Below are 24,094 nucleotides of genomic sequence, written 5' to 3'. Positions count from 1 at the left end.
CTGCTCCGTAACCGCCCTCTTGGACCCCCAAAACGGCAGTTGCGGAGCAGTCGATTGCTCTTTAAGTCCGGTCAGCGAAACCTGTCAGGCCAAAGCCCGGGCCTGCTCGATGAGCCGCAGCACCTCGACGGGACCGGCGGGGTCGACAGGGACGGGCAGCGCCGAGGCCGCCCCGCCGTCAGCGATCTTCGCCGCCAGGATCCGGTAGAACTCGGGGTATGCGCCGCGTTCGCTGGGTAGCCGGTCCAGGTGCCCGTCGCGTCCCAGCAGCCCGGCCCAGCCCGGGTCCTCGACGCCGTAGTCGGCGTCCAGCGGACTGCCGCCGGCCACAATGTAGGGCTCCTGCGGGTCCACGCCGTGCTTGGAGAAACCTCCAGTGCTGCCCAGCACGCGATAGCGCGGACCCTGCTGTGCACAGAGCATGTTCATCCACAGATGGCTGATCACCCCTGACCCGTGCCGCAGGGCCACGAAGACGTCGTCGTCAGCCTTCTCGCCCGGCCGCCGGACCTCCAGTTCCGCGTGCGTCACCGTCGCCGGGCCGAAGAGCTGCACCGCTTGGTCCAGCAGGTGGGTGCCGAGGTCGAAGAGTACCCCGCCGCCGTCGTCCGGGGTCGCGGCCGCCTTCCACGCTTTTGAGACGTCGGGCGACCACCGCTCAAAGCGGGACTCAAACCGGGTCACTGTGCCGAGGACTCCCGTGTCTATGAGTCCTTTGACCGTCAGGAAGTCGCCGTCCCAGCGCCGGTTCTGGAAAACGGTGAGCACCCGGCCCCGCCGCTCGGCGAGGTCGATGAGTTCCTGTCCTTCTGCACTGCGCACCGCGAACGGCTTGTCGACGACGACGTCGAGGCCGGCTTCCAGCGCCGCCTTTGCGAGCGGGTAATGGGTGGCCGGCGGCGTGCCGAGCACCAGCAGGTCCAGCTCGCCGGCGAGCTCCAGGATGTCGGCCGGGGTGTCGACGATCCTGGCCGCCGGGTAGCTGGCGGCGGCGGCAGACTTCCGGCCGGCGTCGGACGTGGAGATKACATCCAGCGAGAAGGCGGGGTTCGCGGCAAGGAACGGGGCATGGAAAACGCTGCCCGAGAGGCCGAACCCGGCGACGCCGGTGCGGATGGGCCGGGCTGAATCGTTGCTCATGGTGCCTAGGCTACCGCTCCGGCCGCTAGCCGCCACCCACTACGCGCGTGACGAGTTCCCGCCACGTTTCCGCGAGCCGCTCGGGCGCAATCCCGTGCACGCCGACAGCGTGCAGCAGCAGTTCCGGCTCCAGCGCAGCGCCCAGGGCCGACGCCATGAGCCACGGGTCCGCCGTCACGCCGGCTTCGCGCAACAGCATCTCGAGGTGGCGGTGCCAGAGGACGGCCGGCGGGACATCGAACCTGTTGTAGACCGAGGCGTCGGCGGCCCGGGCCAGCTCCCCGAATTCCAGGATCCAGGATATGCGCGCAGCCCCGACGGCGATCAGGCGCTCCAGGGGCGGCGCGCCGGGGCCGACCGGAGGCGGGCCGAACATGAACCGGCCCTGGAACTCGGCCTCGGCACCGCTCAGGAGCGCCATCATCAGCCCGGCACGGCTGCCGAACCGCCGGAAGACTGTTCCCTTGCCAACGCCGGCGYGCTGGGCCAGCCGGTCCATGGTGAGGGCGTCGGCGCCGGATTCCTCAACGATTTCCCGGGCCGCGCAGAGCAGGAGCTCCCTGTTGCGCGCCGCATCACGGCGCTCGGACTCTGCGGCGGGCCCGGGGGCGCGCCCTMCCCCGGACTGGGCACCGGGACGGATGGGGATGAGGCTCACACCGCTGATTCTAGCGCCTGGGAATATAACCGGACCACGGTCCGTTTAGCATGGGTGAAGGCCTCAAAGCCTCACGACCAGCCAGCCGCCGGAACCGTCCCGCGGCGTGACGCATAGGAGTACACATGTCCAAGAAGACCGTCCTCACCCTMGTCGGCAGCCTGCGCGCCGGCTCCACCAACCAGCAGCTGGCCGAGGCCATCCAGCTCAACGCGCCGGAGCAGGTGGACGTCGTCATTCACGAGAGCCTCKGCAACATCCCGTTCTACAACGAGGACATCGACGTCGAAGGCCAGGTGCCCGCAGCGGCGGCCGCCCTGCGCGCAGCAGCCAACGACGCCGACACCCTCCTGCTGGTCACGCCGGAGCACAACGGCACGGTCCCGGCCTCCCTGAAGAACGCCATTGACTGGCTGTCCCGCCCGTTCGGCGCCGGCGCCCTCGCCGGCAAGCCCACCGCCGTCGTCGGCACCGCCTTCGGCCAGTTCGGCGGTGTCTGGGCCCAGGACGAGGCCCGCAAGGCCGTCGGCATCGCCGGCGCCCAGGTCCTCGAAAACGTCAAGATGGCAGTCCCCGGCTCGATGGTCCGCTTTGCCGAAGTTCACCCGAAGGACGACGCCGAAGTTGTMGAGCAGATCAAGGGCGTGTTCGACGCGCTGGCCGAAGCACGCACCCCGGAAGCGGCGTAGCCCGCCCAGCTCCTGCTCCCTTGAGCCCCCGGCAGCCGCGGCTGCCGGGGGCCCTGCGCTTTCCGGCCAGCCGGCAGATGCCGTCGCATGGCGCCCGGCACGGGCCCCCTTGAAAACAATCGTTTCCCCCCAGGCAACATGGGTAGTATCCTTGGGACTGTGACCCACGAAACACTTGATGCCGCCGCAGCAGTACTTCCGGCCGAGGCCATTGACGCAATCKAACGTGCGGCTACGTCCGCCCACCGCCACGAGATCCTGTTCTCGGAGCGCGCAGCAAATATCAAACAGTCGGCCGTGCGGGATGTTTTCGACATCTCGATGCGCCCGGGCCTGGTGTCCCTGGCCGGGGGAAGCCCATACCTGCAGTCTCTGCCGCTGGAGCGCCTCGGCCAGACAGCCGCGAAAATCATCGCCGAGCAGGGCATGACCGCCCTGCAGTACGGCGGCGGCCAGGGCACCGAGGAACTCCGCACCCAGGTCTGCGAGGTCATGGCAGCAGAGGGGATCCTCGACGCCGATCCTGCGAACATCGTCATTACCGCGGGTTCCCAGTCCGCGCAGGATGTAGCCACCAAGGTCTTCTGCAACCCGGGCGACGTGGTCCTCGTGGAAGACCCCACCTACGTGGGCGCCCTCAACACCTTCGAGGCCTACCAGGTGGAGGTCGAAACCGTGCCGATGGACGGGGACGGCATCGTCCCGGACCTGCTGGAGGCGAAGATCGCCGCCCTCCAGACCGCGGGGAAGAATGTCAAGTTCCTCTACACCATCCCCAGCTTCAACAACCCGTCCRGCATCACACTGTCCCCGGAACGCCGGCAATCAGTGGTCGATATATGCCGCCGCGCGAATATCTTGGTGCTGGAAGACAATCCCTACGGTCTGCTCCGCTTCGACGGCAAGCCACTGATCCCGTTGCGGGCAGCCAACCCCGACGACGTCATCTACATGGGGTCCTTCTCGAAGATCTTCGCACCCGGTCTAAGGATCGGCTGGGCGTTGGTCCCTGCCCACCTGCAGCGCCGCTATTACCTGGCTTCGGAGGCCGTCACCTTGTGCCCGCCGACGTTCAACCAGATGCTGGTCTCGGCCTATCTGCGCGATTACGACTGGCGCGGCCAGATCGAGACTTACCGGGGGCTGTACCAGGAACGCTGCGAGGCAATGCTTGCCGCCCTGGCAGAATTCATGCCGGACGGGCTGAGCTGGACGCGCCCCGACGGCGGCTTCTTCGTGTGGGTCACGCTGCCCGACGGCGTGGACACCTACCCGTTGCTGAGGAAGGCGATCGACGCCGGCGTTGTGTTCATCCCGGGGGCGGCATTTACGCATTCGGACGACCCGTCCAACAAGATCCGGCTGGCGTTCAGCGCTGTGCCGCCCGAGTCCATCCGTGAGGGCGTGCGGCGTCTCGCGCCGGTCCTGCGCGAAGCTGTAGAGGAGCTGAAGCCATGACCGGAATTATCGTTGTCGGCGTCGACGGCAGTGAGACTGCATTGCGGGCGGCGCAGACTGCACGTGACCTCGCAGCGTCCATGGGGGCGACCCTTCACGTKGTCAGTGCCTTCGACAKCGACAGGACCGAGGTCATCAGCAGCGGCGGCGACACGTGKATCATTTCCGACGCCGGCAACGCGGAGAAGGTCGCCCGCACGGTCGCGGACGGCCTGCGCCGCCCCGGCACCGATGTTTCCTACGCCGCTGCCCCGGGCAAACCCGCGGAGGCCCTCATCAACGAAGCCGAACGGACCGGCGCCCGGATGATTGTGGTCGGCAACCGGCGCATGAGCGGAATCGGCCGGGTGCTGGGGAGCGTTGCGAACAGCGTGGCCCACAACGCCCCCTGCGACGTCTACATCGCCAAGACCGACGTCGGCTAGGCCCTACTGCTCTGCTGCCCCCGCGGCCGGTGCCGCGGTCTTGAGCATCCGGCGCAGGATTTTTCCTGACGACGACTTCGGCACGGCCTCGATGAACTCCACCCGCCGGACCTTCTTGAACGGCGCCACCTTGGCCGCCACGAAGGCCATGACGGCGTCTTCATCCAAGGCGGCGCCGTCCGGTCCGGGCTGGCGCACCACAAACGCCATGGGCACTTCCTGGCCATCGGCGTCGGGGGCTCCGATCACCGCGGAGTCGGCAATCCCGGGGTGGGTCAGGAGCAGCGCCTCCAGCTCCGCCGGAGCGATCTGGTAGCCCTTGTACTTGATGAGTTCCTTGAGCCGGTCCACGATCGTCACGACGCCGTCCGTCCGCACCGTCGCGATGTCCCCGGTGTGCAGGAAGCCGTCCGCATCCAGGGTGTCCGCGGTTTCCTCCGGCCGGTTGAGGTAACCGAGCATGACATTCGGTCCGCGGCACAGCAGGTGTCCCGGCGCGCTGGTTCCTTCCGCGGGAACCGGAATCTCCTCCCCCGTGGCCGGATCCACGAGCCGGCACTGCATGTTGGGCACCGTGTACCCCACCGAGCTGACGGGAACATCAACGCCGTCGCGCGGAATGAGGTGCGACACCGGGCTCATCTCGGTCATGCCGTACCCCTGCAGCACGCGGCATCCCAGGCGCTCCGCGAGTCGGGTACCGAGCTCCCCGTCCAGGGGTGCCGCCCCGGAGAGCGTGGTGTGGACCGAACTGAGGTCGTACTCGGCAACCAGCGGGTGCTTGGACAGCGCCACGGCCACCGGCGGGGCGATGAACAGGTAGGTGCACCGGTGATCCTGGATGATCCGCAGGAACTCGGGCAGATCGAACCGGGGCATGGTCACGAGCCGGGCCCGCTGGCGCAGGGCGATGTTCAACAGGACCGTGAGTCCGTAGATATGGAAGAACGGGAGCAGCGCCAGGACGCGGTCCTCGGGGCCGACGTCGAGCAGTCCCCGGGACTGTTCCACATTGGCGACCAGATTCCGGTGGCTGAGCATGACGCCCTTGGGCCGGCCCGTGGTGCCGGAGGAGTACGGCAGCACGGCCACGTGGGTGGCGGGATCGAACGAAACGTGGGGCGCCGGCGCCCCGGCGCCGAGGAGGTCAGCGAGGGAGGGGTGGCCGTCGGCGCCGTCGATCACCACGAGCCGCGCGGCAGGGATCCCGGTCCTTTCGGCGGCCTCCCGGGCGGCCGGCAGCAGCGCCGAGACGGTGAAAAGCCAGCCCGCGCCGGCGTCGCTGAGCTGGTTGGCGATGTCCTCCGCCGTGTACAGGGAGTTGATCGTGGTGACCGTGGCGCCCGCCCGCAGCAGGCCGTGGAAGACAGTGGCAAACGCGGGAATGTTCGGACACAGGACGGCTGCCACGCCGTGCACGCCGAGTCCTTGGGCGGCAACGGCACCGGCGAGGGCATCGATCTGGCCGCGGAGCGTACGGTAGGTGGTTTCCGCACCGCTGGCGCCGTMGACGACGGCGACCCGGTCCAGGTCTTCTTCGGCCAGGTCGCCGAAGAGGTAGTCGTAGATACCGAGGTTGGGAACATCGACGTCGGGGTACGGGCTTGAAAACACGCAACATCTCCTTTGATCCGCGTCCGCCGGGCTGGCGGCGGCTGGTGTCACTCTAGTGCCGCGGTGCGCCCGGCGGACAGGACGGCACGGACCTGACTGTGACCGGACTTGACTGTGGTCGGAGTTGATGAGGATCACCCCCTCCCGTGGGCAGCCTCACCGCCCCGCGGCCCGTCCGGGCAGGCCTGGCTCGGTAAAATGGGAAGTGCCCTGCGATGGTGCGGACATCCGAGAATCCACCTACCAAGGGGACCCCATGATCACTCTTCAGCGCCGCCAGCTGGTTGGCCACGACATCCTGCTGGCCCGCCACGGCAACCACATCAGCACCATGCGGGTGGACCGCGGCGCAGGCCGCGTTGTCGCCTTTCTGGACGACGGATCAACGGACAGCGCCCCCAACCTGATAGCCCCGGGACTGCGCATGCCGGACACCGTGCGGAGCGTGCTCCGCGAGGACTGGAAGTTCCTCGCAGGGGCCAGCGCGTGCAGCCTGGGACTCGCCGGACTGATGTTTGCCGCCTCGGCCGCCCTCGCCGGCATCAGCGGCGATCCTGCCCTGGCACAGGTTCTGACGGCATACTCGGGCAACTGAGGCACCCCGGCGCCGCGTGGCCTGACCCTGACACGCCCTGACACTGACGGAACCCCGCCGCTGAAGCATTCAGCGGCGGGGTTCCGTTTTCTGTTGGCCCTGGTCCGGCAGCAGTTCCGGGGGCTAGTCCAGCAGCAGTGCCGGCTCTTCCAGTATGGCGGCGACGTCGGCCATGAAACGGGCCGAAAGGTCCCCGTCCACCACGCGGTGGTCAAAGGAGCCACCGAGGGTAGTGATCCAGCGCGGAATGACTTCCCCGTCCAGGACCCAGGGCTTCTGCTTGATGGTGCCGAACGCCACGATCGCGACCTCGCCCGGGTTGATGATCGGCGTGCCGGTATCGATTCCGAGGGCGCCGATGTTGGTCACGGTGAGCGTGCCGCCCTGCATCTGGGCGGGCTGGGTCTTGCCGGCCCGCGCCGTGGTGGCGAGCTCGTTCAGGGCCAGAGCCAGCTGCTTGAGCGAAAGATCCTGGGCGTTCTTGATGTTCGGCACCATCAGTCCGCGGGGGGTGGCCGCCGCGATGCCGAGGTTCATGAAGTGCTTGACGTGGATCTCCGCAGAGTCGCTGCCGTCGGGGTTGTCCACCCAGGTGGCGTTGACGCTCGGGTTCCGGGCCGCGGCCCAAATGACCGCCTTGGCGAGGATCAGCAGCGGGGAGACCTTGATGCCTTCGAAATCACGGGAGGCCTTCAACCGCTTCACGAATTCCATGGTGCGGCTGGCGTCGACGTCGACAAAGATGCTGACGTGAGGCGCCGCAAAGGCCGATTCGACCATGGCCTTTGCGGTGGCTTTGCGGACGCCCTTGACCGGGATCCGCTCGATCCGCTGGTCCTGCGGGCGGCCGGACTTGCCCMAGAACGAGTCCGCCTTGTCCACCTCKGCGTCACGTTGGGCCTGGTAGCTCACKAGGTCCTCACGGGTCACTTCACCGCGGGCGCCGGTGGGCACGACGTCGGCCAGGTTGATCCCGAGATCCCGGGCGATCTTGCGGACGGGCGGCTTGGCCAGCACCTTGCCGACCAGGCCGCTGATGGCACCGCTGAACGTGGGACGCGGGTCGATGGCGCCGGCGGGGCCGGCGGCTTCGTCAGCCGTTCGGCCGACGGTGTCCGGGTTGATCCAGATGTCGTGGGTCTCTACGCCCACCCGCTCCGCCACCGTGGCGGAAGGACCGGTGGCTGCCGCGGCCGCCGGCGTCGCGCGGCCTGTGGCCGGAGCAGCCGCCGGGGCCGAAATCCGCCGCCGGCGCTTGACGGCGTCGGCCTTGGGACCGGAACCGACCAGCGGGCCGCCGGCCGGGCGTCCGGACGTCTCGCCGGCGTCGGACCCGTCGGCAGGCAGCTTTCCGTACATCGGCGCTGCGCCAGCAGGCATCGGTGCAGCAGGTGCGGGAGCGGCCGGTGCCGGTGCCGCAGCTGCCGGGGCCGCGACGTCGTCACTCACGCTGATGATCGGCGTGCCGACCTCCACCGTGACGCCCTCGGGAACCAGCAGCTCGGTGACGGTCCCAGCGAACGGTGAGGGCAGTTCCACGAGGGACTTGGCCGTCTCGATCTCGCACAGGACGTCGTTGATGGCCACTGTGTCGCCGGCTTTGACCTTCCAGTCGACGATTTCGGACTCGGTCAGCCCTTCGCCGACGTCCGGGAGGTTGAACTTGTTAAGCGTCATTGGTCCTCGTTAGTACGCGAGGGCGCGGTCCAGCGCCTCAAGGATGCGGTCAATGTCCGGCAGATAGTCTTCTTCGACCTTGGCCACGGGATAGGGCATGTGGAAACCGCCGACCCGGATCACAGGGGCTTCAAGCGAGTGGAAGGCACGCTCGCTGATCCGGGCCGCGATTTCGCCGCCGATGCCGCCGAAGGTGGGGGCCTCGTGGGCCACGATCAGCCGGCCGGTCTTCTGGACCGAGGCCGTGACGGCGTCAAAGTCGATCGGAGAGATGGAACGGAGGTCGATCACTTCGACGCTGTGGCCGTCCTCGGCCGCGGCTTCGGCCGCCGCGAGGGCCACGGGCACCAGCGGGCCGTAAACGACGATCGTGGCGTCGGTTCCCTCCCGCAGCACGTGCGCCTTGAAGGGGTCCGCGGATGCGCCGGGGTTCTCGGTGTCCACCTCGCCCTTGAGCCAGTAGCGGCGCTTCGGCTCGAAAACGATCACAGGATCCTGGCATTCGACGGCCTGCTGAATCATCCAGAAGGCATCGTGCGGATTGGACGGCGTGATGATGCGCAGGCCGGCCGTGTGGGCGAACAGCGCCTCCGGCGATTCGGAGTGGTGCTCGATCGAGCCGATGCCGCCGCCGTACGGGATCCGGACCACGACCGGAACTGTCAGGTTGCCATTGCTGCGCGAGTGCATCTTGGCCAGCTGGGTGGTGATCTGGTTGAAGCCCGGGAACACGAAACCGTCGAACTGAATCTMGCAAACGGGCTGGTAACCGCGCAGGGAGAGCCCGATCGCGGTGCCGATAATGCCGGATTCCGCCAGCGGGGTATCCACCACACGGTCGCTGCCGAACTCGCCGATCAGTCCGTCGGTGACCCGGTAGACGCCGCCGAGGGCCCCGATGTCCTCGCCCATCAGCAGCGAGCGGGGGTTGTTGGTCAGCGTGGCCCGCAGGCCTTCATTGATGGCCTTCGCAATGGTGATGGTGGTCATCAGCGGGCCGCCTCGTCTGTCTGGTCAGCGTTTGCAGGTTCCTCGTCGGCAAACCCTGCGCTGTACTCCTCGAACCAGGCCAGCTCTTCGGCCACCAGCGGGTGGGCTTCCACATACGTGTTGGCGAAGGCAGTCCGGATGTCCGGGGTTTCCAGGTCGTGGGTGGTCTTGCGGACGTAGGCGGCGAGTTCGTCGCCGTCGGCCCTGACCTGTTCGAAGAAGGCATCGTCCGCGAGGCCCTCGGCCCGGAGGTACTTCTCCAGCAGGTCAAGCGGATCCTTGGCCCGCCAGAGGCTTTCTTCGGCGGATCCGCGGTACTTGGTGGGGTCATCGGCGGTGGTGTGCGCCCCCACCCTGTAGGTGAACGCTTCGATCAGCACGGGTCCGTTGCCTTCGCGGGCCTGCTCCAGCKCCCACTCCGTGACGGCGTGGACGGCAATGACGTCATTGCCGTCCACCCGGATGCCCGGGAAGCCGTAACCCTTGGCGCGGTTGGCCAGCGGGACGCGGGTCTGCACGGAGCTCGGCACCGAGATCGCCCAGTGGTTGTTCTGGCAGAAGAAGACCACGGGCGCCTGGTAGGACGAGGCGAACACCATGGATTCATGGACGTCGCCCTCTGAACTGGCGCCGTCGCCGAAGTACACCATGACGGCGGCCTTGGGCTCCGCGGGCTGTCCCGCTTCCCCGCTGGCGACGGCGTTGGCGGCCGCCAGCCTCTGGTCCCRCTGGATGCCCATGGCATAGCCGACGGCGTGCGGCGTCTGGGCGGCCAGGACCAGCGTGTAGAGGTGGAAGTTCGTGTCCTTGGGATTCCAGCCGCCGTTGGAGACGCCGCGGAACTGTCGCAGCAGCTCGGCCAGGTCCACATTGCGCGTCAGGGCCACACCGTGTTCGCGGTAGGTCGGGAAGATGTAGTCCTGCGGCTGGCTGGCCCGGCCGGAGCCGATCTGGGCGGCTTCCTGCCCGGTGAGCGGGACCCACAGAGCCAGCTGGCCTTGCCGCTGCAGGGCGGTGGCTTCCACATCGAAGCGTCGGATCTTCGACATGTCGGCGTAGAAGCCGCGCAGGGTCTCGGGATCGAGCTTCTCGGCGTACTTTGAGAAAACCGKGTCCGAGCCCAGGGTGCCGTCCGGGCCTAGCAGCTGCACCATCGGCTCGGCCGGGGCGCCCAGTTGGGCCTCGGCTTCCGCCTCGAGCTGGTCATCCATGTCGGTTCCGTCGAACTCGGTAGAGGGCAGATGTGTGGCGCCCATACCGTCTCCTTGCTTGCCGCATCCGAATGCGCCGCAATCGCTGGGATATATGCCGAACTGGGAATACATTCCGAATTGGGCATATATATTGGCTTACTCGTCCTTACTTTATCCGCACGGGGCGGCCACAACGCGTCATGTTAAGCGCTAGGAACGCCGTGGTGGTTTTGTATAGATTGCACAGAGTTCAAGGAACCGGGTGTTAGCTTCCGTTTCTCCGATGCTGACCCGGACCCCCTCGTCGCCGAAGGCCCGCACGGAAAGCGCCCGTTCCGCTGCCAGGGCGGCGAATTCCGCGCTGTTTGCGCCCAGGTTGAGCCAGACAAAGTTGCCCTGCGCGTCCGGAACGAACCACCCGAGTTCGCGCAGTCCGGCGGTGACCCGATCCCGCTCATCAACCAGGCTTTGTACCCTTTCTACAACGTCGGCGAAGTGCTCGAGCGACGTGACGGCGGCGATTTCCGCGATCTGGGACACCGCGAAGGGTGTGGCGGCAACCCGCAGGTGCTGCGTCAGTTCGGGACGGGAGACGCTGTAGCCCACGCGGAGCCCGGCGAGTCCGTGAGCCTTCGAGAACGTCCGTAGGACGACGACGTTGGGGTACTTGCGGTACATGGCAATGCCGTCCACAGCATCGGCGGCGCGCACGAATTCCTGGTAGGCCTCGTCGATGACCACCACGACGTCCGAGGGCACGGCATTAATGAAGCGCTCCGTCTCCTCGGTGGTCAGGATGGGTCCGGTCGGGTTATTGGGCGTGCACAGCAGGATCATCCGGGTCCGCGCGGTGACCGCGGCCGCCATGGCGTCGAGGTCATGCCGTCCGTCCGCGGTCAGCGGGATCCTTACGCTCTCGGCGCCGGCCAGCCCGACGCAGATCGGGTAGGCCTCGAACGAGCGCCAGGCGTAGATGACTTCGTCGGCCTTGCCGTCGTCGTTTTGGCCGGCGAAGGTGGTCAGCAACTGATTCAGGGCGCCCAGGCTGCCGGCACCCGTGACGATGTCCTCGGCGGGAACGTCCAGGAAGCCGGCGAGCGATGCGCGCAGCTTGCTGCTGAGCGGATCGGGATAGCGGTTGAAGTCGGTCTGCGCCGCGATGGCCTGCTGCACTGCAGGGATCGGGGGCAGCGGGTTTTCGTTGGAGGAAAGCTTGTAGCTGACCAGGCCCTCGACGGGGACGGGCGGTTTTCCGGCCGCGTAGCGGGGAAGGAGGTCTACCACCGGACGGGGCTTGATGCCCCCGGCCGTGTTCTCTGATGAAGTCATGCCAACTAGCCTACTTCGGGTCTCTGCCGCAATAGGGGGATCAATAGGGGGATATGGTCCCTGCCGCCGCCCGCGGGCGTATGACAGCATGGGGGCCATGAGCTCATTCATCGCACGAGTCATCATCAACGGGCTGGCCCTGGCAATCGCGTGCTGGATCCTCACCGGACTGGATATTTCCACCGCGAACAACAACATTTTCAGCATTGTCCTGGGCTACCTGTTCATCGGCCTGATCTTCGGCCTGGTCAATGCCTTCGTCAAGCCAATCGTCAGCCTCCTGTCTCTTCCGATCACCATCCTCACCCTKGGCCTGTTTACGGTGGTCATCAACGCGGGAATGCTCTACCTGACCTCCTGGATCAGCAGCTACACCACCGTTCACTTCACCATTGACAGCTTCTGGTGGACTGCGGTGTTCGCCGCCCTCATCATCAGCGGMGTGTCCCTCGTGGCGAGCTTCCTGCCCGCTCTCGATCGCTAGCCGCGCCCGGCCCGGTCCGCTGCTCCGGAGCCGGCCCAGGAGCCATGGGCACTCCCCGCGATGACAGGAGTGCTTGACGCCGGAGCGAGAAGCGGGTCACCGTCGCCGMCCCGCCGGTTCCCACGACAGCGGCCAGCGCCGCCGTCGAATCCCGCAGCGTGTTGTCCAGGCTCGCCGAGATGAGTTCGGCTCCGTCGGCGTAATTTTCCAGCCGGTGCCCGGGACCTAAGCCGAAGTCATTCAGCGGCGGCACCTCCAGCGGGTTGGTGAGCGTCACGGTCACCCGGTCCCTGGTATCCGGGTTGGCCAGGCCGTCCGCCCCCGGCACCCAGTCCTGCGCGTGTTCGAGGTGGAGGCTGCGGATCCCCGGTTCCGGGGTGATACCACCCACCGGCGAGCCCGCCGTGAGCACGAACTTGAGATCGTAGTCGGCCAGGACGGCGCGGTCCCTGCTGAGATTCATCGCATGAATCCCGCCCTGGCTGTAGCCGATCGCGACGAGCTGGTCGCCGGCAGCGGCTCCGGCCTGCCGGAGCGCCTCCCGGATGGCGGCACCCGTGGAGGCCGAGTCGTAGCCCAGGGCCTCGGCCACTCCGGCGGGATCAAAGGGATTGGCCCCTTCCGGAGGGCCGTCCAGCTGGGTTCCGGGGATGATGACCACCCACGCCGGCCGGGCGCCGCCGTCGACCTCGATGACTTCGATCTGGCCGCCCTGCTCGCCCACCGTTCCGGCCCTCCGCAGCAATCCGGCCGGGGAGAGGTCGACGGCCGCGGAATACGTCTCCCGCCCCACGATGCTGACGGGCCGGGGCTTGAGGAACTCGAGCCCCGGCGCCTCCGAGACATCCCGGACCAGGCTGCGGACGTCGGCGGGTCCGCTCAGGGCTCCGAGAACGGCGGCCAGAGGCGCGGGCAGGCCCAGCAGCGCGGCGAGATTCCGCKGCGCCGTGGCGACCCAGTCCTCTACGACGCCGCGCACGCCGGGGAGGGCGAAAGGCTCCGGGGCCGCACCGTACTCGGCGCCGTGGAATCCCAGCCGCAGGAGCAGGGCATTCCGGGCCTCCGCAAACTCGTACTCCCGGTGGCTGGCACGGACGTCGTCGCCGATCCGCTGCAGCTGCGACCGGACACGGCCGACATCCCGGCCAGCTTCCCCCACCGCGATGATGGCGTCGCTGCCGCTGGTGTAGGTGTCGGACTGAAAAGGGAAGAGTGCGTGCTTCACGGCGTCAGTCTCCAGTTCAACCGACTGCAGCTGCCGKACCAGCGCGTCCAGTGCCGCTGCGCCGGCAAGGAGCTCCTCGAACTGGAAACTGAACCCTCCGATTCCGCCGCGGATCCGCAGGCTGCCGTCCGACGGCGGCGCGGAAACCCGGGGCGTCCCGCCAGAGTCTGCCGGTGTCGCTTCGGCCATCAGGAACCCAGCCGGCCCGAGGACAGCGTCACGTTCTGGGCGTGCCGGCGCACCACGGTCACAGCGTCCAGCAAGGCGTCCCGGCTGCGGCGCAGGGCTGAAGCCTGCAGGGACAGGGTCAGCCGGTAGGCTCGCCCGGCCGGCGACTGCCAGGTCTGCAGTTCAAGGCGGCCCAGCGCGGCCAGCACGGCGTCGGCCTCATCGGCGCACCGCGCCACGCGCGCCGCGAGCTGCTGGACTTCGTAACTGCGCGATGCGCACTCAACGGCGTCGGCGGCCGTCACGCCAAAAATAGCCGCACTGCCCGCCGAACCGGGGCGCATCATGCTGGTCATGGAAGTGACGCTAGCGGGCGGCCGGCACCCGCTAAAGGGCGGCGTCGGGCTATGTGGACAGTCCGGCTATGTGGACAACGGCCGCGGATCGCCGCGCTACGCGAACCGGCGATGTCACACGGTGATGTCATAAGGACAGGGGCGCTTAAGGCCCGGCGGCACTTCGTGAAAGAATCGGAACATGCCTGAAACTGCCGCCACAGCTGATACCCGCACGCCGTCCGGACGCCTGGCCCTCGCCGCGTCCGACCACCAGATCGCGCTCGGCCCGCTGGACGGCCGCTACCAGTCCGCCGTCGCGCCCCTGGTGGACTACCTCTCCGAAGCAGCACTGAACCGCGACCGCGTGGCTGTGGAGGTCGAATGGCTGATCCACCTGACCAGCAACAGCGTCCTGCCCGGCGCCGGCCCGCTCACGACGGCCCAGCAGGAGCAGCTGCGCGCGATTGTCACGGAGTTMGACGCCGCGTCAGTCACCKAACTGGCCGAGATCGAGGCGGTCACGGTGCACGACGTCAAGGCTGTGGAGTACTACATCGGCCGCCGCCTGCCCGGCATCGGGATCGATCACCTGACCGCCATGGTGCACTTCGGCTGCACCTCGGAGGACATCAACAACCTGTCCTACGCCCTCGGCGTCAAGGGAGCCGTGGAGGACGTCTGGCTGCCCGCGGCCCGCGCCCTGGTTGCCCAGATCAGCGCCATGGCCGAGGACAACCGCGCGGTGCCGATGCTCTCCCGCACCCACGGCCAGCCGGCCACGCCCACCACGCTGGGCAAGGAACTGGCCGTCATTGCGCACCGCCTCAACCGCCAGCTGGACCGGATTGCCCGGACTGAATACCTCGGCAAGATCAACGGCGCCACCGGCACCTACGCCGCCCACGTCGCCTCCGTCCCGGGCGCCGACTGGGAGCACGTTGCCAAGAGCTTCGTCGAGGGCCTCGGCCTGACCTGGAACCCGCTGACCACCCAGATCGAAAGCCACGACTGGCAGGCCGAACTCTATGCCGACGTCGCGCGGTTCAACCGCATCCTGCACAACGTCTGCACTGACATCTGGAGCTACATCTCGATCGGCTACTTCGTGCAGATCCCRGTCGCGGGCGCCACCGGCTCCTCGACCATGCCGCACAAGGTKAACCCGATCCGTTTCGAAAACGCCGAGGCCAACCTCGAGATCTCCTCGGGGCTGCTGGACGTACTGGGTTCCACCCTGGTCACCTCACGCTGGCAGCGCGACCTCACCGATTCGTCCTCGCAGCGCAACATCGGCGTGGCGTTCGGCCACTCGCTGCTCGCCATCTCCAACGTCGCCAAGGGCCTGGACCGGCTCAAGGTGGCCGAGGACGTCCTGGCCGCGGATCTGGACACCAACTGGGAAGTCCTGGGCGAGGCCATCCAGATGGTCATGCGCGCCGAGGCCATCGCCGGCGTCGAGGGCATGGACAACCCGTACGAGAGGCTCAAGGACCTGACCCGCGGACACCGCGTGGACGCTGGCCGGATGCAGGAATTCGTCCAGGGCCTGGGCCTGTCCGCCGACGCCGAAGCCCGGCTGCTGGCGCTGACCCCCGGCCGCTACACGGGCATCGCGGACAAGCTGGTGGACCACCTCAAGTGAGGCTMCTGCTCATCCGCSACGGCCAGACGCCCGGGAACGTGCTCGGGCAGCTGGACACCGCCCACCCCGGCCCCGGGCTGACGGAGCTCGGCGAGCGGCAGGCTGCTGCCCTGGCGAGGTCGCTGGCGGATGAGGAGATCGGGCTGCTTTACGCGTCTACCCTGATCCGCACCCAGATCACGGCACAACCGCTGGCCGCCATGCGCAGCCTCGACATCGAGGTCCTGGCGGGCCTGCGGGAAATCGAAGCAGGGTCCCTCGAGAAACTCACCGACCGCGAGTCGCACATGCGCTACTTCAGTACGGTCGCTGCCTGGACCGAGGGCGACCTGGCCCGGAGGATGCCGGCCGGACCCAGTGGCCACGACTTCTTTGAACGCTTCGATGACTCGATTGCCCGGATTGCGGCCGCGGCCGGGTCCGGCGCTGTGGCCGTGGTGAGCCATGGCGCCGCCATCAGGGTCTGGGCGGGCGTGCGGGCCGTCAACGTGGAACCTGAATTCGCTGTCCGCCACGTCATTGCCAACACCGGCATTGTGGCTCTGGAGGGCGATCCCGACGCCGGATGGCGGCTCATCCACTGGGACGAGAGCCCCGTGGGAGGCCTGGCCCTGGCAGACCCGACGGCGGAAGATCCCACCGGCCGTCCGGCCTAGCGCCGGCTGACCCGGCGACCAGGGCTGGACTGCACCCCTCAACGCGGCCATGATGAAAGCAGGCGCGGGGATGGAATGGCCGGCGGCATGCGGTTGGTCCCGCGCAGTGGAGGCGCAGGCTTATGTCACCCAAATCTGCACATCCGGGGCATGCGCGCGCAAGCATCCTCGACGGCCTCGATGAACATTTCTTCGCGGAGTACTACGAGCACGTAGCGCCGGAGGACCTCCAAGGCTACAGTCCCGAAAACCTGGCGCAGCGGGCCGTGCGCCATGCGGAACTGGCGGCCAGCCACCGGGCAGGCGCGGCCGTCGTCGACGTCTTGAACGAAAGCGATGCCAGCGTCCTGCTGGTGGTTGCAGACGCCATACCGCACCTGATCCATTCGCTCACCGCGGAACTGACACGCCAAAACGAGTCCATCCGGTTGCTGGTGCATCCCAATTTTCTGGTGCGGCGGGATCCCCGTACCGGCCGGTTGATGGAAGTACGGCACGGGTTGCCGCAGTCCGCACCGACGGGCCGAATCCCGGGCATTCCGGGCGCCCCCGAGGCCGCCCAGACCCCGCCGGGTTGGTCGTCCGAAATCTGGGTGGCGGCAGAGATAGGCCGCCTGCCGGGGCCGCGGGCCATCGCGGAGCTTACGGATAACGTKCGGCGCGTGCTGGCGGACGTCCAATTGGTCGCTGATGACACCCCCGCCATCCACGCCAGTCTCGCGCGCACGGTCGGCTCCCTGGAGCGGCTGCCGGCGGGCGCGGCTCCGACTCCGGAGCAGCTCGTGGAGCTGCTGGGCTGGCTGGACCGCGGCAACTTCACGTTTTTGGGTTACAGCGAATATGAATACTMGACGGCGGAGGGCCCGGACGTCGTGACGTTGCGGGCCGGCACGGGGCTGGGCCTGCTCAGGGACGGACGGCCGGAGGCCCGCCAGCCCGTCACGGGGCTCCCCCATGCGCAGGTTCTCACGCTCTCCATTTCGGATCTGAGATCGTCCGTCCCCCGCCCTGCTTACTTGGATKAAATCCTGGTCCGGACTTTCGACAGCGCAGGGACCGCCACGGGAGAAGTGCGGTTTGTGGGCCTTTTCGCCCCGGGCGCCACGGGCCGGTCCGTGCGGCGCATCCCGGTCATCCGGGACAAGGTTCGCGCCATCCAGGAAAACTTCGGCTTCACCGAATCATCCCACCAGGGCAAGCAGCTTCTCACCGTCTTCGAGTGCTTCCCGCTGGACGAGCTGTTCCACCGGGACCTGGCGGAACTTTCCGGGCTGGCCCGTGAGATCCTGCGCCTGCAGGCCCACCACCAGACACGGGTGTTCCTGCACGCTGACAGCTACGGCCGCTTCATGACCGCCCTGGTCTTCCTCCCCCGCCACAGGTACAGTACCGCCGTCCGCCTCCGCATCGAACACGAGCTCAAACAGGCCTTCCAGTCCTCCTCGCTCGAATTTGAAGTCCGGCTGAGTGAATCCCCCATGGCCCGTGTCTTCTTCCGGATCCTGCTGCCTCCCGGCGCGATGCCCGACGTCGATGCCGCCGCACTGGAGCGGAGCATTGTCAGCACAACGCGGACCTGGGCCGAGGGCCTCGACGAAGCGCTCCGGGACAGGTTGTCCTCCGCGGAGACCCGCCGGCTGTCGGCACTATGGTCCGCCGCCTTCCCGGCCAGCTACCGGGCTGATTTCGACGTCGAGGACGCCGTTGAAGACATCAGGCGGTTTGAGCAGTTCGATCTCGACGGCACGGGCGGCCGGCCGCTGAACGATCCGCAGCTGGCCGTCTATGTCCGCGCCAGCGCGTCCCCGACGCTGGCCGAAGACGCRCGGATCCGCCTCTACCTGACCGCAGCCCATAGCCTGACGCGGATCCTGCCGTTCTTCCACAACCTCGGACTGGAGGTGCTGAACCAGCGTCCCTTCGATGTGGTGCGMGGGAACGACCGGCCTTTGTTCCTCTATGATCTTGGCGTGCGGTATCCGGCCGGTGTGGATCCTGCCMGGACCAGCGGGCTGCTGGGGGATGCCTTCGGAGCTGCCATGCGCGGAGACTCGGAATCGGACCGTTTTGACGGCCTCGTCCTCCGGGAGGGCATCGACTGGCGCCAGGTGGAAATACTGCGCAGCTATGCCAAGTACCTCCAGCAATTGGGCACCACGACCTCCTACGGATTCATGGCCGACACCCTGCTGGCCAATGTCCGGGCAACTCACGGGCTCCTGGCACTGTTCCGGGCCAAGTTTGACCCTGATCTGGAGGCCCCGGACCGGTTCGGGGAGACCRCCGCGGCCAGGAAGGATCTGTTGGCTGCGATCGACGACATTCCGGTCCTCGACGCCGACCGGCTGCTGCGCACCTTCATGAACCTGGTGGAATCCACGCTCCGCACCAACTACTTTCAGGGTAAGCCCCACTTGAGTTTCAAGCTCAATCCCGCCGCCGTCGCGAGTGMGCCGTTTCCCCGGCCCAAATACGAAATCTGGGTGTGCTCGCCCCGCGTGGAAGGGGTCCACCTGCGCTTCGGGCCCCTGGCGCGGGGCGGCCTGCGCTGGTCCGACCGCAGCGAGGATTTCCGCACCGAGGTCCTTGGCCTGGTCAAGGCGCAGAACGTGAAGAATTCCGTGATCGTGCCCACGGGCGCCAAGGGAGGTTTTTATCCCAAACAGTTGCCGGACCCTGCCGCGGACCGCGAGGCCTGGCTGACGGAGGGACTGGAGTGCTACCGGATCTTCGTCCGCGGGCTCCTGGACCTCACCGATAACCTGGTCACCACCCCGCATGGCGAGACAGTGGCGCCTCCCGCGCGGGTCGTGCGGCACGACGTCGACGACTATTACCTCGTCGTGGCGGCGGACAAGGGAACCGCGTCATTTTCCGATGCCGCGAACGCGGTGGCCGAGGAGTACGGTTTCTGGCTGGGCGATGCCTTCGCATCCGGCGGATCCGTGGGGTATKACCATAAACAGATGGGCATCACGGCCCGCGGGGCGTGGGAATCGGTGAAACACCATTTCCGCGAACTCGGGGTGGACTGCCAGGAAGAGGAGTTCACTGTCGCCGGCATCGGCGACATGAGCGGCGACGTCTTTGGGAACGGAATGCTGCTCTCCCATCACATGCGGCTGGTGGCGGCCTTCGATCACAGGCACATCTTCCTTGACCCGGCGCCGGAGGCGGAGGCCTCGTGGGAGGAAAGACAGCGGCTCTTTGCCCTCCCCCGCTCATCCTGGGCGGACTACGATCCCTCGCTGATCAGCGAGGGCGGTGGCGTCCACTCCCGCCGGGCCAAGGCCATCAGCATCACGGAACAGGTGAGGAGCTCGCTCGGCCTGGAGCCGGGCATCACGTCCCTGCCGCCCCACGCGGTGCTTCAGGCCATCCTCCGTGCGCCCGTGGACCTGCTCTACAACGGCGGCATCGGAACGTACATCAAGGCCTCCTCGGAGGACAACGCCGGGGTTGGCGACAAGGCAAACGACCCCATCAGGGTGAACGGCAATGAGGTGCGGGCGAAGGTCATCGCCGAGGGCGGGAATCTGGGAATCACGCAGCTCGGACGGATTGAGGCCGCCCTATCCGGCGTCCTGCTAAACACTGATGCGATSGACAACTCAGCCGGCGTGGACTGCTCGGATCATGAGGTGAACATCAAGATCTTCGTGGACCGGATGATCGCGGCGGGAAAGATGCCGACGGCGGAACGCGCCGGTTTCCTGCATTCCCTGACGGACGAAGTGGCCCGTCTTGTTCTGGCCAACAACACGAATCAGAATGTCCTGCTCTTCAACGACCGGCACCTGGTGCGGGAGTGGAGCCCAGGCTTTGAACGGACCATGGACTGGCTCGAGAACGCCACCGACCTMGACCGCAGGCTGGAGGGCCTGCCCAGCAACGAACAACTGCAGGACCGGCTGCGGTCAGGTGAGGGCCTGACCCCGCCGGAGCTGTCGGTGCTGGCCGCCTACGCCAAGATCGAACTGGCGGCGGAACTCAACGCCAGCGATCTTGCCGACGACCCGTGGTTCCTGCGCGTCCTCCGCGGCTATTTTCCGCGCCAGCTCTCCGGACGCTTCGAAGCAGAGCTGCCGGGCCACCCGCTGCGCCGCCAGATCGTGTGCACCGTCGTGGCCAACGACATGATCAACCTCGGCGGAATCACGTTCGCGTTCCGCGCCATCGAGGAAACGACTGCCACGGCCGCCGCTGTCGCCAGGGCTTTTGTGGTGGCGCGCGAGGCCTACGACCTGCCGTGGATCGTCAACCGGTTGGCCGCACTCCCCGCCGGATATCCCAATGAACACGTCGCCGAGGCGACCCTGCATATGCGCCGGATCCTCGACCGGGCCACTCGGTGGTACGTGACGCACGACCATCGGGACCAGCCCGTGGCCGCGGCCTTGGCCAGGATCATGCCAACCCTGGAACTGCTGCGKACCCGAACCCTGGACTATCTCCGCGGCTCCGACCTGGACCGTGCGCAAGGCAGGCTCGCGCACTKGGACGCCGTGGGGATGCCGCGCGAGCTGGGCCTGCGCGCCTCGGACCTCTTGGAGAGTTTCGGGCTGCTGGACATCTCCCTGATCTCCGAACAGGTGCGCGAACCGACCACCACCATCGCAGACCTGTACTATGCGGTGTTCCAGCGGATCGGGGCCGCGAACCTGCTGCTCAGCATCACCGACCTGCCGCGGCAGAGCCGCTGGGAGGCCCTTGCCCGGGCCGCCCTGCGCGATGATGTGTATTCCGCCGTAGCGGACATGACCGTCTCGGTGATGGAGACCACCCAGGACCTCAGTGCCGCAGAGGCCGGCACGTCCGATGCTGTGGAGCGCATCGTGGCCTGGGAACGCGGGCATCAGGAGCAGCTGGCGCGGATCAAGGACACTCTCGCGGAAGTGACCAAACCGGGGCAGGTGGATATCGCCTCAATCTCGGTGGCACTGAAACTCCTGCGGACACTGGTGCGACGCTAGGCTGTGCTGTCCCCGGATCCACAGGACGTCGAGCCCGAAGCGCTGTCTGCACCACAATCCACAGTTCTCCCGACGCTTACCGGAAGGAAACACGGCGGAAATCGCTGGTGCCTAGCCTTGGACTGCATAACCCTTCGGCGAATCGAGGCAGTGATGCAGACCAACCCGCGGCTCAACATCCGTCAGGTCACTTGGGCGAACCCCGTTGGTGCGGACCTGAGGGCCGCCCAGCAGGCAGAACTCGACGCCCGCTTCGGCCGGCCCGACCACGAACCCGGGCCGCCGCCGTCGGAAGTCGACACCGCGGTATTCCTGGTGGCGCACGACAAAGCCTCGGGCCAGCCGGTCGGCTGCGGCGGCCTGCGCATGCTGGACGCGCGCACTGCCGAAATCAAGCGCCTCTACGTTCTTCCCTACACCCGCGGCTCCGGGGTGGCGAGCTCCATCCTCGCAGCCCTCGAAGCCCACGCCCACGCGCTGGGCATCACCACACTGACCGCGGAGGCCGGCTCGGTACAGACCGACGGGCGGCAGTTCTACGAGAACTCGGGCTTTGTGCCCGTGCCGAACTTTGGACCCTACATCGGCGTCCAACACTCCTACTGCTACGCGAAGCCGATCGATTCGCACAGCGCCGCGCACACCGCCATGGCGTGAGGCGTCATACAAYGCCGCCCGGCATGGACTGGGCTAATCTCGCACTATGGAATCGGCCGACATCACTTTCCGCACCCGCAAATGGGTCCGTCCCGAGGACCTCAACGCCAACGGCACCCTGTTTGGCGGCAGCCTGCTGAAGTGGATCGACGAAGAGGCCGCCATCTACGCCATCCTGCAGTTGGGCAACGGCCGGGCCGTCACCAAGTACATCTCAGAAATCAACTTCGTCAGCTCGGCCGTCCAGGGCGACCTGATCGAAATGGGCCTGACCGCGACCCGCTTCGGCCGGACGTCGCTGACCATGCGTGCCGAAGTCCGGAACATGATCACCCGGCAGAGCATCCTCACGATCGAAGAAATCGTCTTCGTGAACCTGAGCCCGTCCGGGAAGCCGGAGCCRCACGGATACACGGAGATCACCTATGACCGGGACCGGATTCCCACGCATCACCTGACCGGAACTCTCGAACAGGACTGAATCAGGTCCAGAAGTCGTCGGCTTTGGCCGTGTCCTCGAAGAATTCCCGCCCCTCCGCGATCTGTCCGTCGCGGACCACGAACGTGATCACGGTGGGCATGTCCAGGGTTTTGCCGTTGGCTTCCCCGTGAGTGTGCTGGATTGCGACGGTGTGTTTCTCGCCGCCGACGATGTCCTGGACGTTGGCTTGGAAGTGGCCCTGGGTGCGTGCTCCAAGTTCACCGAAGTAGGCCAGGATGGCGTCTCGCCCCTGTTTCGTCCCCGATAGCACGCCGCTTCCGGCAACGTGCCAGACCGCGTCCTCCGCGAAAATGTCGCTGAGGGTCGCCATATCTGCTGAGTTGAAGGCCTCGTACCCGCGCCGGACCAGTTCAACATTCTCTGCGGTTCCCATGATCGGACACCTCTCCGTCATCCTTGTGGGGTCATGCTGGGACGGTTAAAGGCTAGTCCTGGCGCCGGGGCCTGTCGACAGAAATATGAGCCCTATCCGGAGCCMTGGCGGACGTCCTAGCGGGCGCCGGGCCAGCCGGTGTAGGCCTCTGCGAGKTAGGCACGGCCGTGGCGGGACKACACCACCGAGTGGAGCTCGCCAAGCTGGCGGGCGCGGGCGAAGTCGTCGGCGTCGGCCGGGGTGTGAAGCATGGAGGTCATCCAGTAGGAGAACTGCTGGGCCTTCCACACCCGGTCCAGGGCACGGTCACTGTAGGCATCCAGGAGCACGGTGGAGCCGGTGGAATAGAAGCTGTCGAATCCCTCGAAGAGGACCCTGACGTCGTTCAGCGCCAGGTTCAAGCCCTTGGCCCCGGTGGGCGGGACGGTGTGCGCGGCGTCGCCGGCGAGGAACAGGTTGCCGTGGCGCATGGGGGCATGGACAAAGCTGCGGAATTTCAGCACCGTTTTGTCGATCACGGGCCCTTCCTTGACCTCGAAGCCGTTGCCGTTGACGCGGCTGCGGAAGGCGTCCCAGATGCGGTCCTCGTCCCAGTTGTTGACGTCCTCGTTGGGGTCGCACTGGAAGTACATCCGCTGGACCGTCTCGGTGCGCTGACTGATCAGAGCGAAGCCGTTCTCGGAGTTGGCATAGATCAACTCGTCCGAGCTGCGCGGCGCCTCTGCCAGGATGCCGAACCAGGCGAAGGGGTATTCGTGGAAGTACCACTTGCGCTGCGCCTCGGGGATCTGGAAGCGGCAATGGCTGCGCGAACCGTCCGCACCGGCGATGAAATCGGCCTGGAGTTCGTATTCCACACCGTCCGCATCCGTGAACCAGACCTTGGGCTTGGCCTCGATGTCGTGGATGGTGGTGTCCGTGACGCTGTACCGGACGTCCCCGCCGTMRGCCTTCCGGCGTGCGGCGAGGTCCAGGAACACGTCCGTCTGCGGGTAKAGCCAGACCGACTCCCCGACGAGGTCCTGGAAATCGATGCGGTGGCTTTCGCMGTTGAAACGCAGTTCAATTCCGTCATGGCGGTCGCCGTCGCGCAGCACGCGGTCCGAGACGCCGCTGTCGACGAGCATGTTCACCGAGCCGTGCTCCAGGATCCCGGCACGGACCGTTTCGGAGATCTCCTGGTGGCTGCGGATCTCGAGGACGGTGGATTCGATGCCGGCCTTGGCCAGGAGGTGGGAGAGCATGAGCCCGGCCGGGCCGGCCCCCATGATCGCTACCTGGGTGGTGATGACTTGGGTGGTGATGACT

Annotated in this window: 21 protein-coding genes; 10 read left to right on the top strand and 11 right to left on the bottom strand. The window is 67.1% G+C overall.

What is annotated here, in order from left to right; translation table 11 throughout:
• Positions 1 to 84: 84 nt before the first annotated feature.
• Positions 85 to 1,140 carry a Gfo/Idh/MocA family protein gene (locus AC1DBQ_RS02440; protein WP_476926975.1) on the bottom strand — a complete coding sequence of 352 codons (1,056 nt, stop codon included), beginning with the start codon at positions 1,138 to 1,140 and terminating at the stop codon, positions 85 to 87.
• Between the two features lie 25 nt (positions 1,141 to 1,165).
• On the bottom strand, positions 1,166 to 1,798 hold the full coding sequence (locus AC1DBQ_RS02435; protein ID WP_476926974.1) for a TetR/AcrR family transcriptional regulator: 633 nt from the start codon (positions 1,796 to 1,798) through the stop codon (positions 1,166 to 1,168).
• Positions 1,799 to 1,923: 125 nt separating this feature from the next.
• Here AC1DBQ_RS02435 and AC1DBQ_RS02430 point away from each other — a divergent pair, with 125 nt between their 5' ends.
• The 3 genes from AC1DBQ_RS02430 to AC1DBQ_RS02420 all read left to right on the top strand — a co-directional run bounded on the left by AC1DBQ_RS02430 (position 1,924) and on the right by AC1DBQ_RS02420 (position 4,370).
• Entirely contained in the window at positions 1,924 to 2,487 is a 564-nt protein-coding gene (locus tag AC1DBQ_RS02430) for an NAD(P)H-dependent oxidoreductase (protein ID WP_476926973.1), read from the top strand.
• A gap of 159 nt (positions 2,488 to 2,646) precedes the next feature.
• Positions 2,647 to 3,945 (top strand): aminotransferase-like domain-containing protein, encoded by a 1,299-nt coding sequence (locus tag AC1DBQ_RS02425; protein ID WP_476926972.1) that lies wholly within the window; start codon positions 2,647 to 2,649, stop codon positions 3,943 to 3,945.
• Entirely contained in the window at positions 3,942 to 4,370 is a 429-nt protein-coding gene (locus tag AC1DBQ_RS02420; RefSeq protein ID WP_476926971.1) for a universal stress protein, read from the top strand. The genes AC1DBQ_RS02425 and AC1DBQ_RS02420 overlap by 4 nt, the downstream gene beginning before the upstream one ends.
• Before the next feature lie 3 nt (positions 4,371 to 4,373).
• Here AC1DBQ_RS02420 and AC1DBQ_RS02415 read toward each other — a convergent pair whose 3' ends face one another.
• Entirely contained in the window at positions 4,374 to 5,984 is a 1,611-nt protein-coding gene (locus AC1DBQ_RS02415; RefSeq protein ID WP_476926970.1) for an AMP-binding protein, read from the bottom strand.
• Positions 5,985 to 6,240: 256 nt separating this feature from the next.
• On the opposite strand from AC1DBQ_RS02415, the gene AC1DBQ_RS02410 reads away from it, so the two are divergent.
• The gene (locus AC1DBQ_RS02410; RefSeq protein ID WP_476926969.1) at positions 6,241 to 6,579 is read left to right on the top strand and encodes a hypothetical protein; all 339 of its coding nucleotides are present in this window, start codon (positions 6,241 to 6,243) and stop codon (positions 6,577 to 6,579) included.
• 123 nt (positions 6,580 to 6,702) lie between these two features.
• Here AC1DBQ_RS02410 and AC1DBQ_RS02405 read toward each other — a convergent pair whose 3' ends face one another.
• The 4 genes from AC1DBQ_RS02405 to AC1DBQ_RS02390 all read right to left on the bottom strand — a co-directional run bounded on the left by AC1DBQ_RS02405 (position 6,703) and on the right by AC1DBQ_RS02390 (position 11,768).
• Positions 6,703 to 8,256: a dihydrolipoamide acetyltransferase family protein gene (locus AC1DBQ_RS02405; RefSeq protein ID WP_476926968.1), complete on the bottom strand. Its 1,554-nt coding sequence runs from the start codon at positions 8,254 to 8,256 to the stop codon at positions 6,703 to 6,705.
• A gap of 9 nt (positions 8,257 to 8,265) precedes the next feature.
• Positions 8,266 to 9,246 carry an alpha-ketoacid dehydrogenase subunit beta gene (locus tag AC1DBQ_RS02400; RefSeq protein ID WP_476926967.1) on the bottom strand — a complete coding sequence of 327 codons (981 nt, stop codon included), beginning with the start codon at positions 9,244 to 9,246 and terminating at the stop codon, positions 8,266 to 8,268.
• Entirely contained in the window at positions 9,246 to 10,502 is a 1,257-nt protein-coding gene (locus AC1DBQ_RS02395) for a thiamine pyrophosphate-dependent dehydrogenase E1 component subunit alpha (RefSeq protein WP_476926966.1), read from the bottom strand. The genes AC1DBQ_RS02400 and AC1DBQ_RS02395 overlap by 1 nt, the downstream gene beginning before the upstream one ends.
• 147 nt (positions 10,503 to 10,649) lie before the next feature.
• Positions 10,650 to 11,768 carry a histidinol-phosphate transaminase gene (locus AC1DBQ_RS02390; RefSeq protein ID WP_476926965.1) on the bottom strand — a complete coding sequence of 373 codons (1,119 nt, stop codon included), beginning with the start codon at positions 11,766 to 11,768 and terminating at the stop codon, positions 10,650 to 10,652.
• A gap of 97 nt (positions 11,769 to 11,865) precedes the next feature.
• On the opposite strand from AC1DBQ_RS02390, the gene AC1DBQ_RS02385 reads away from it, so the two are divergent.
• Entirely contained in the window at positions 11,866 to 12,252 is a 387-nt protein-coding gene (locus tag AC1DBQ_RS02385; RefSeq protein ID WP_116766790.1) for a phage holin family protein, read from the top strand.
• Here AC1DBQ_RS02385 and AC1DBQ_RS02380 read toward each other — a convergent pair.
• The gene (locus AC1DBQ_RS02380; RefSeq protein ID WP_476926964.1) at positions 12,203 to 13,666 is read right to left on the bottom strand and encodes a hypothetical protein; all 1,464 of its coding nucleotides are present in this window, start codon (positions 13,664 to 13,666) and stop codon (positions 12,203 to 12,205) included. The two genes, AC1DBQ_RS02385 and AC1DBQ_RS02380, sit on opposite strands and share 50 nt — an antisense overlap.
• A complete protein-coding gene (locus tag AC1DBQ_RS02375; protein ID WP_476926963.1) occupies positions 13,666 to 14,001 on the bottom strand; it encodes a hypothetical protein in 336 nt (111 codons plus the stop codon). The genes AC1DBQ_RS02380 and AC1DBQ_RS02375 overlap by 1 nt, the downstream gene beginning before the upstream one ends.
• A gap of 181 nt (positions 14,002 to 14,182) precedes the next feature.
• Between AC1DBQ_RS02375 and purB the strand changes: the two genes are divergently transcribed.
• The 5 genes from purB to AC1DBQ_RS02350 all read left to right on the top strand — a co-directional run bounded on the left by purB (position 14,183) and on the right by AC1DBQ_RS02350 (position 22,392).
• The gene (purB, locus tag AC1DBQ_RS02370) at positions 14,183 to 15,625 is read left to right on the top strand and encodes an adenylosuccinate lyase (RefSeq protein ID WP_476926962.1); all 1,443 of its coding nucleotides are present in this window, start codon (positions 14,183 to 14,185) and stop codon (positions 15,623 to 15,625) included.
• Positions 15,622 to 16,281: a histidine phosphatase family protein gene (locus AC1DBQ_RS02365; RefSeq protein ID WP_476926961.1), complete on the top strand. Its 660-nt coding sequence runs from the start codon at positions 15,622 to 15,624 to the stop codon at positions 16,279 to 16,281. Before purB ends, AC1DBQ_RS02365 begins: the two co-directional genes overlap by 4 nt.
• Before the next feature lie 122 nt (positions 16,282 to 16,403).
• Positions 16,404 to 21,254 (top strand): NAD-glutamate dehydrogenase, encoded by a 4,851-nt coding sequence (locus AC1DBQ_RS02360; protein WP_476926960.1) that lies wholly within the window; start codon positions 16,404 to 16,406, stop codon positions 21,252 to 21,254.
• Positions 21,255 to 21,407: 153 nt separating this feature from the next.
• Entirely contained in the window at positions 21,408 to 21,911 is a 504-nt protein-coding gene (locus tag AC1DBQ_RS02355) for a GNAT family N-acetyltransferase (RefSeq protein ID WP_091248278.1), read from the top strand.
• 46 nt (positions 21,912 to 21,957) lie between these two features.
• On the top strand, positions 21,958 to 22,392 hold the full coding sequence (locus tag AC1DBQ_RS02350) for an acyl-CoA thioesterase (protein ID WP_091248280.1): 435 nt from the start codon (positions 21,958 to 21,960) through the stop codon (positions 22,390 to 22,392).
• 1 nt (position 22,393) lies between these two features.
• Here the strand turns inward: AC1DBQ_RS02350 and AC1DBQ_RS02345 are convergent, their stop codons facing one another.
• Entirely contained in the window at positions 22,394 to 22,786 is a 393-nt protein-coding gene (locus tag AC1DBQ_RS02345; protein WP_476926959.1) for a nuclear transport factor 2 family protein, read from the bottom strand.
• A gap of 116 nt (positions 22,787 to 22,902) precedes the next feature.
• Complete coding sequence (locus AC1DBQ_RS02340; RefSeq protein ID WP_476927014.1) at positions 22,903 to 24,030, bottom strand: 4-hydroxybenzoate 3-monooxygenase; 1,128 nt, start codon at positions 24,028 to 24,030, stop codon at positions 22,903 to 22,905.
• Between the last annotated feature and the right edge of the window lie 64 nt (positions 24,031 to 24,094).

Source organism: Arthrobacter sp. 10T413_2, from assembly GCF_056394205.1.
Note: the sequence above shows the minus strand (reverse complement) of the source record. Positions and strands in the feature narration are given on the sequence as shown.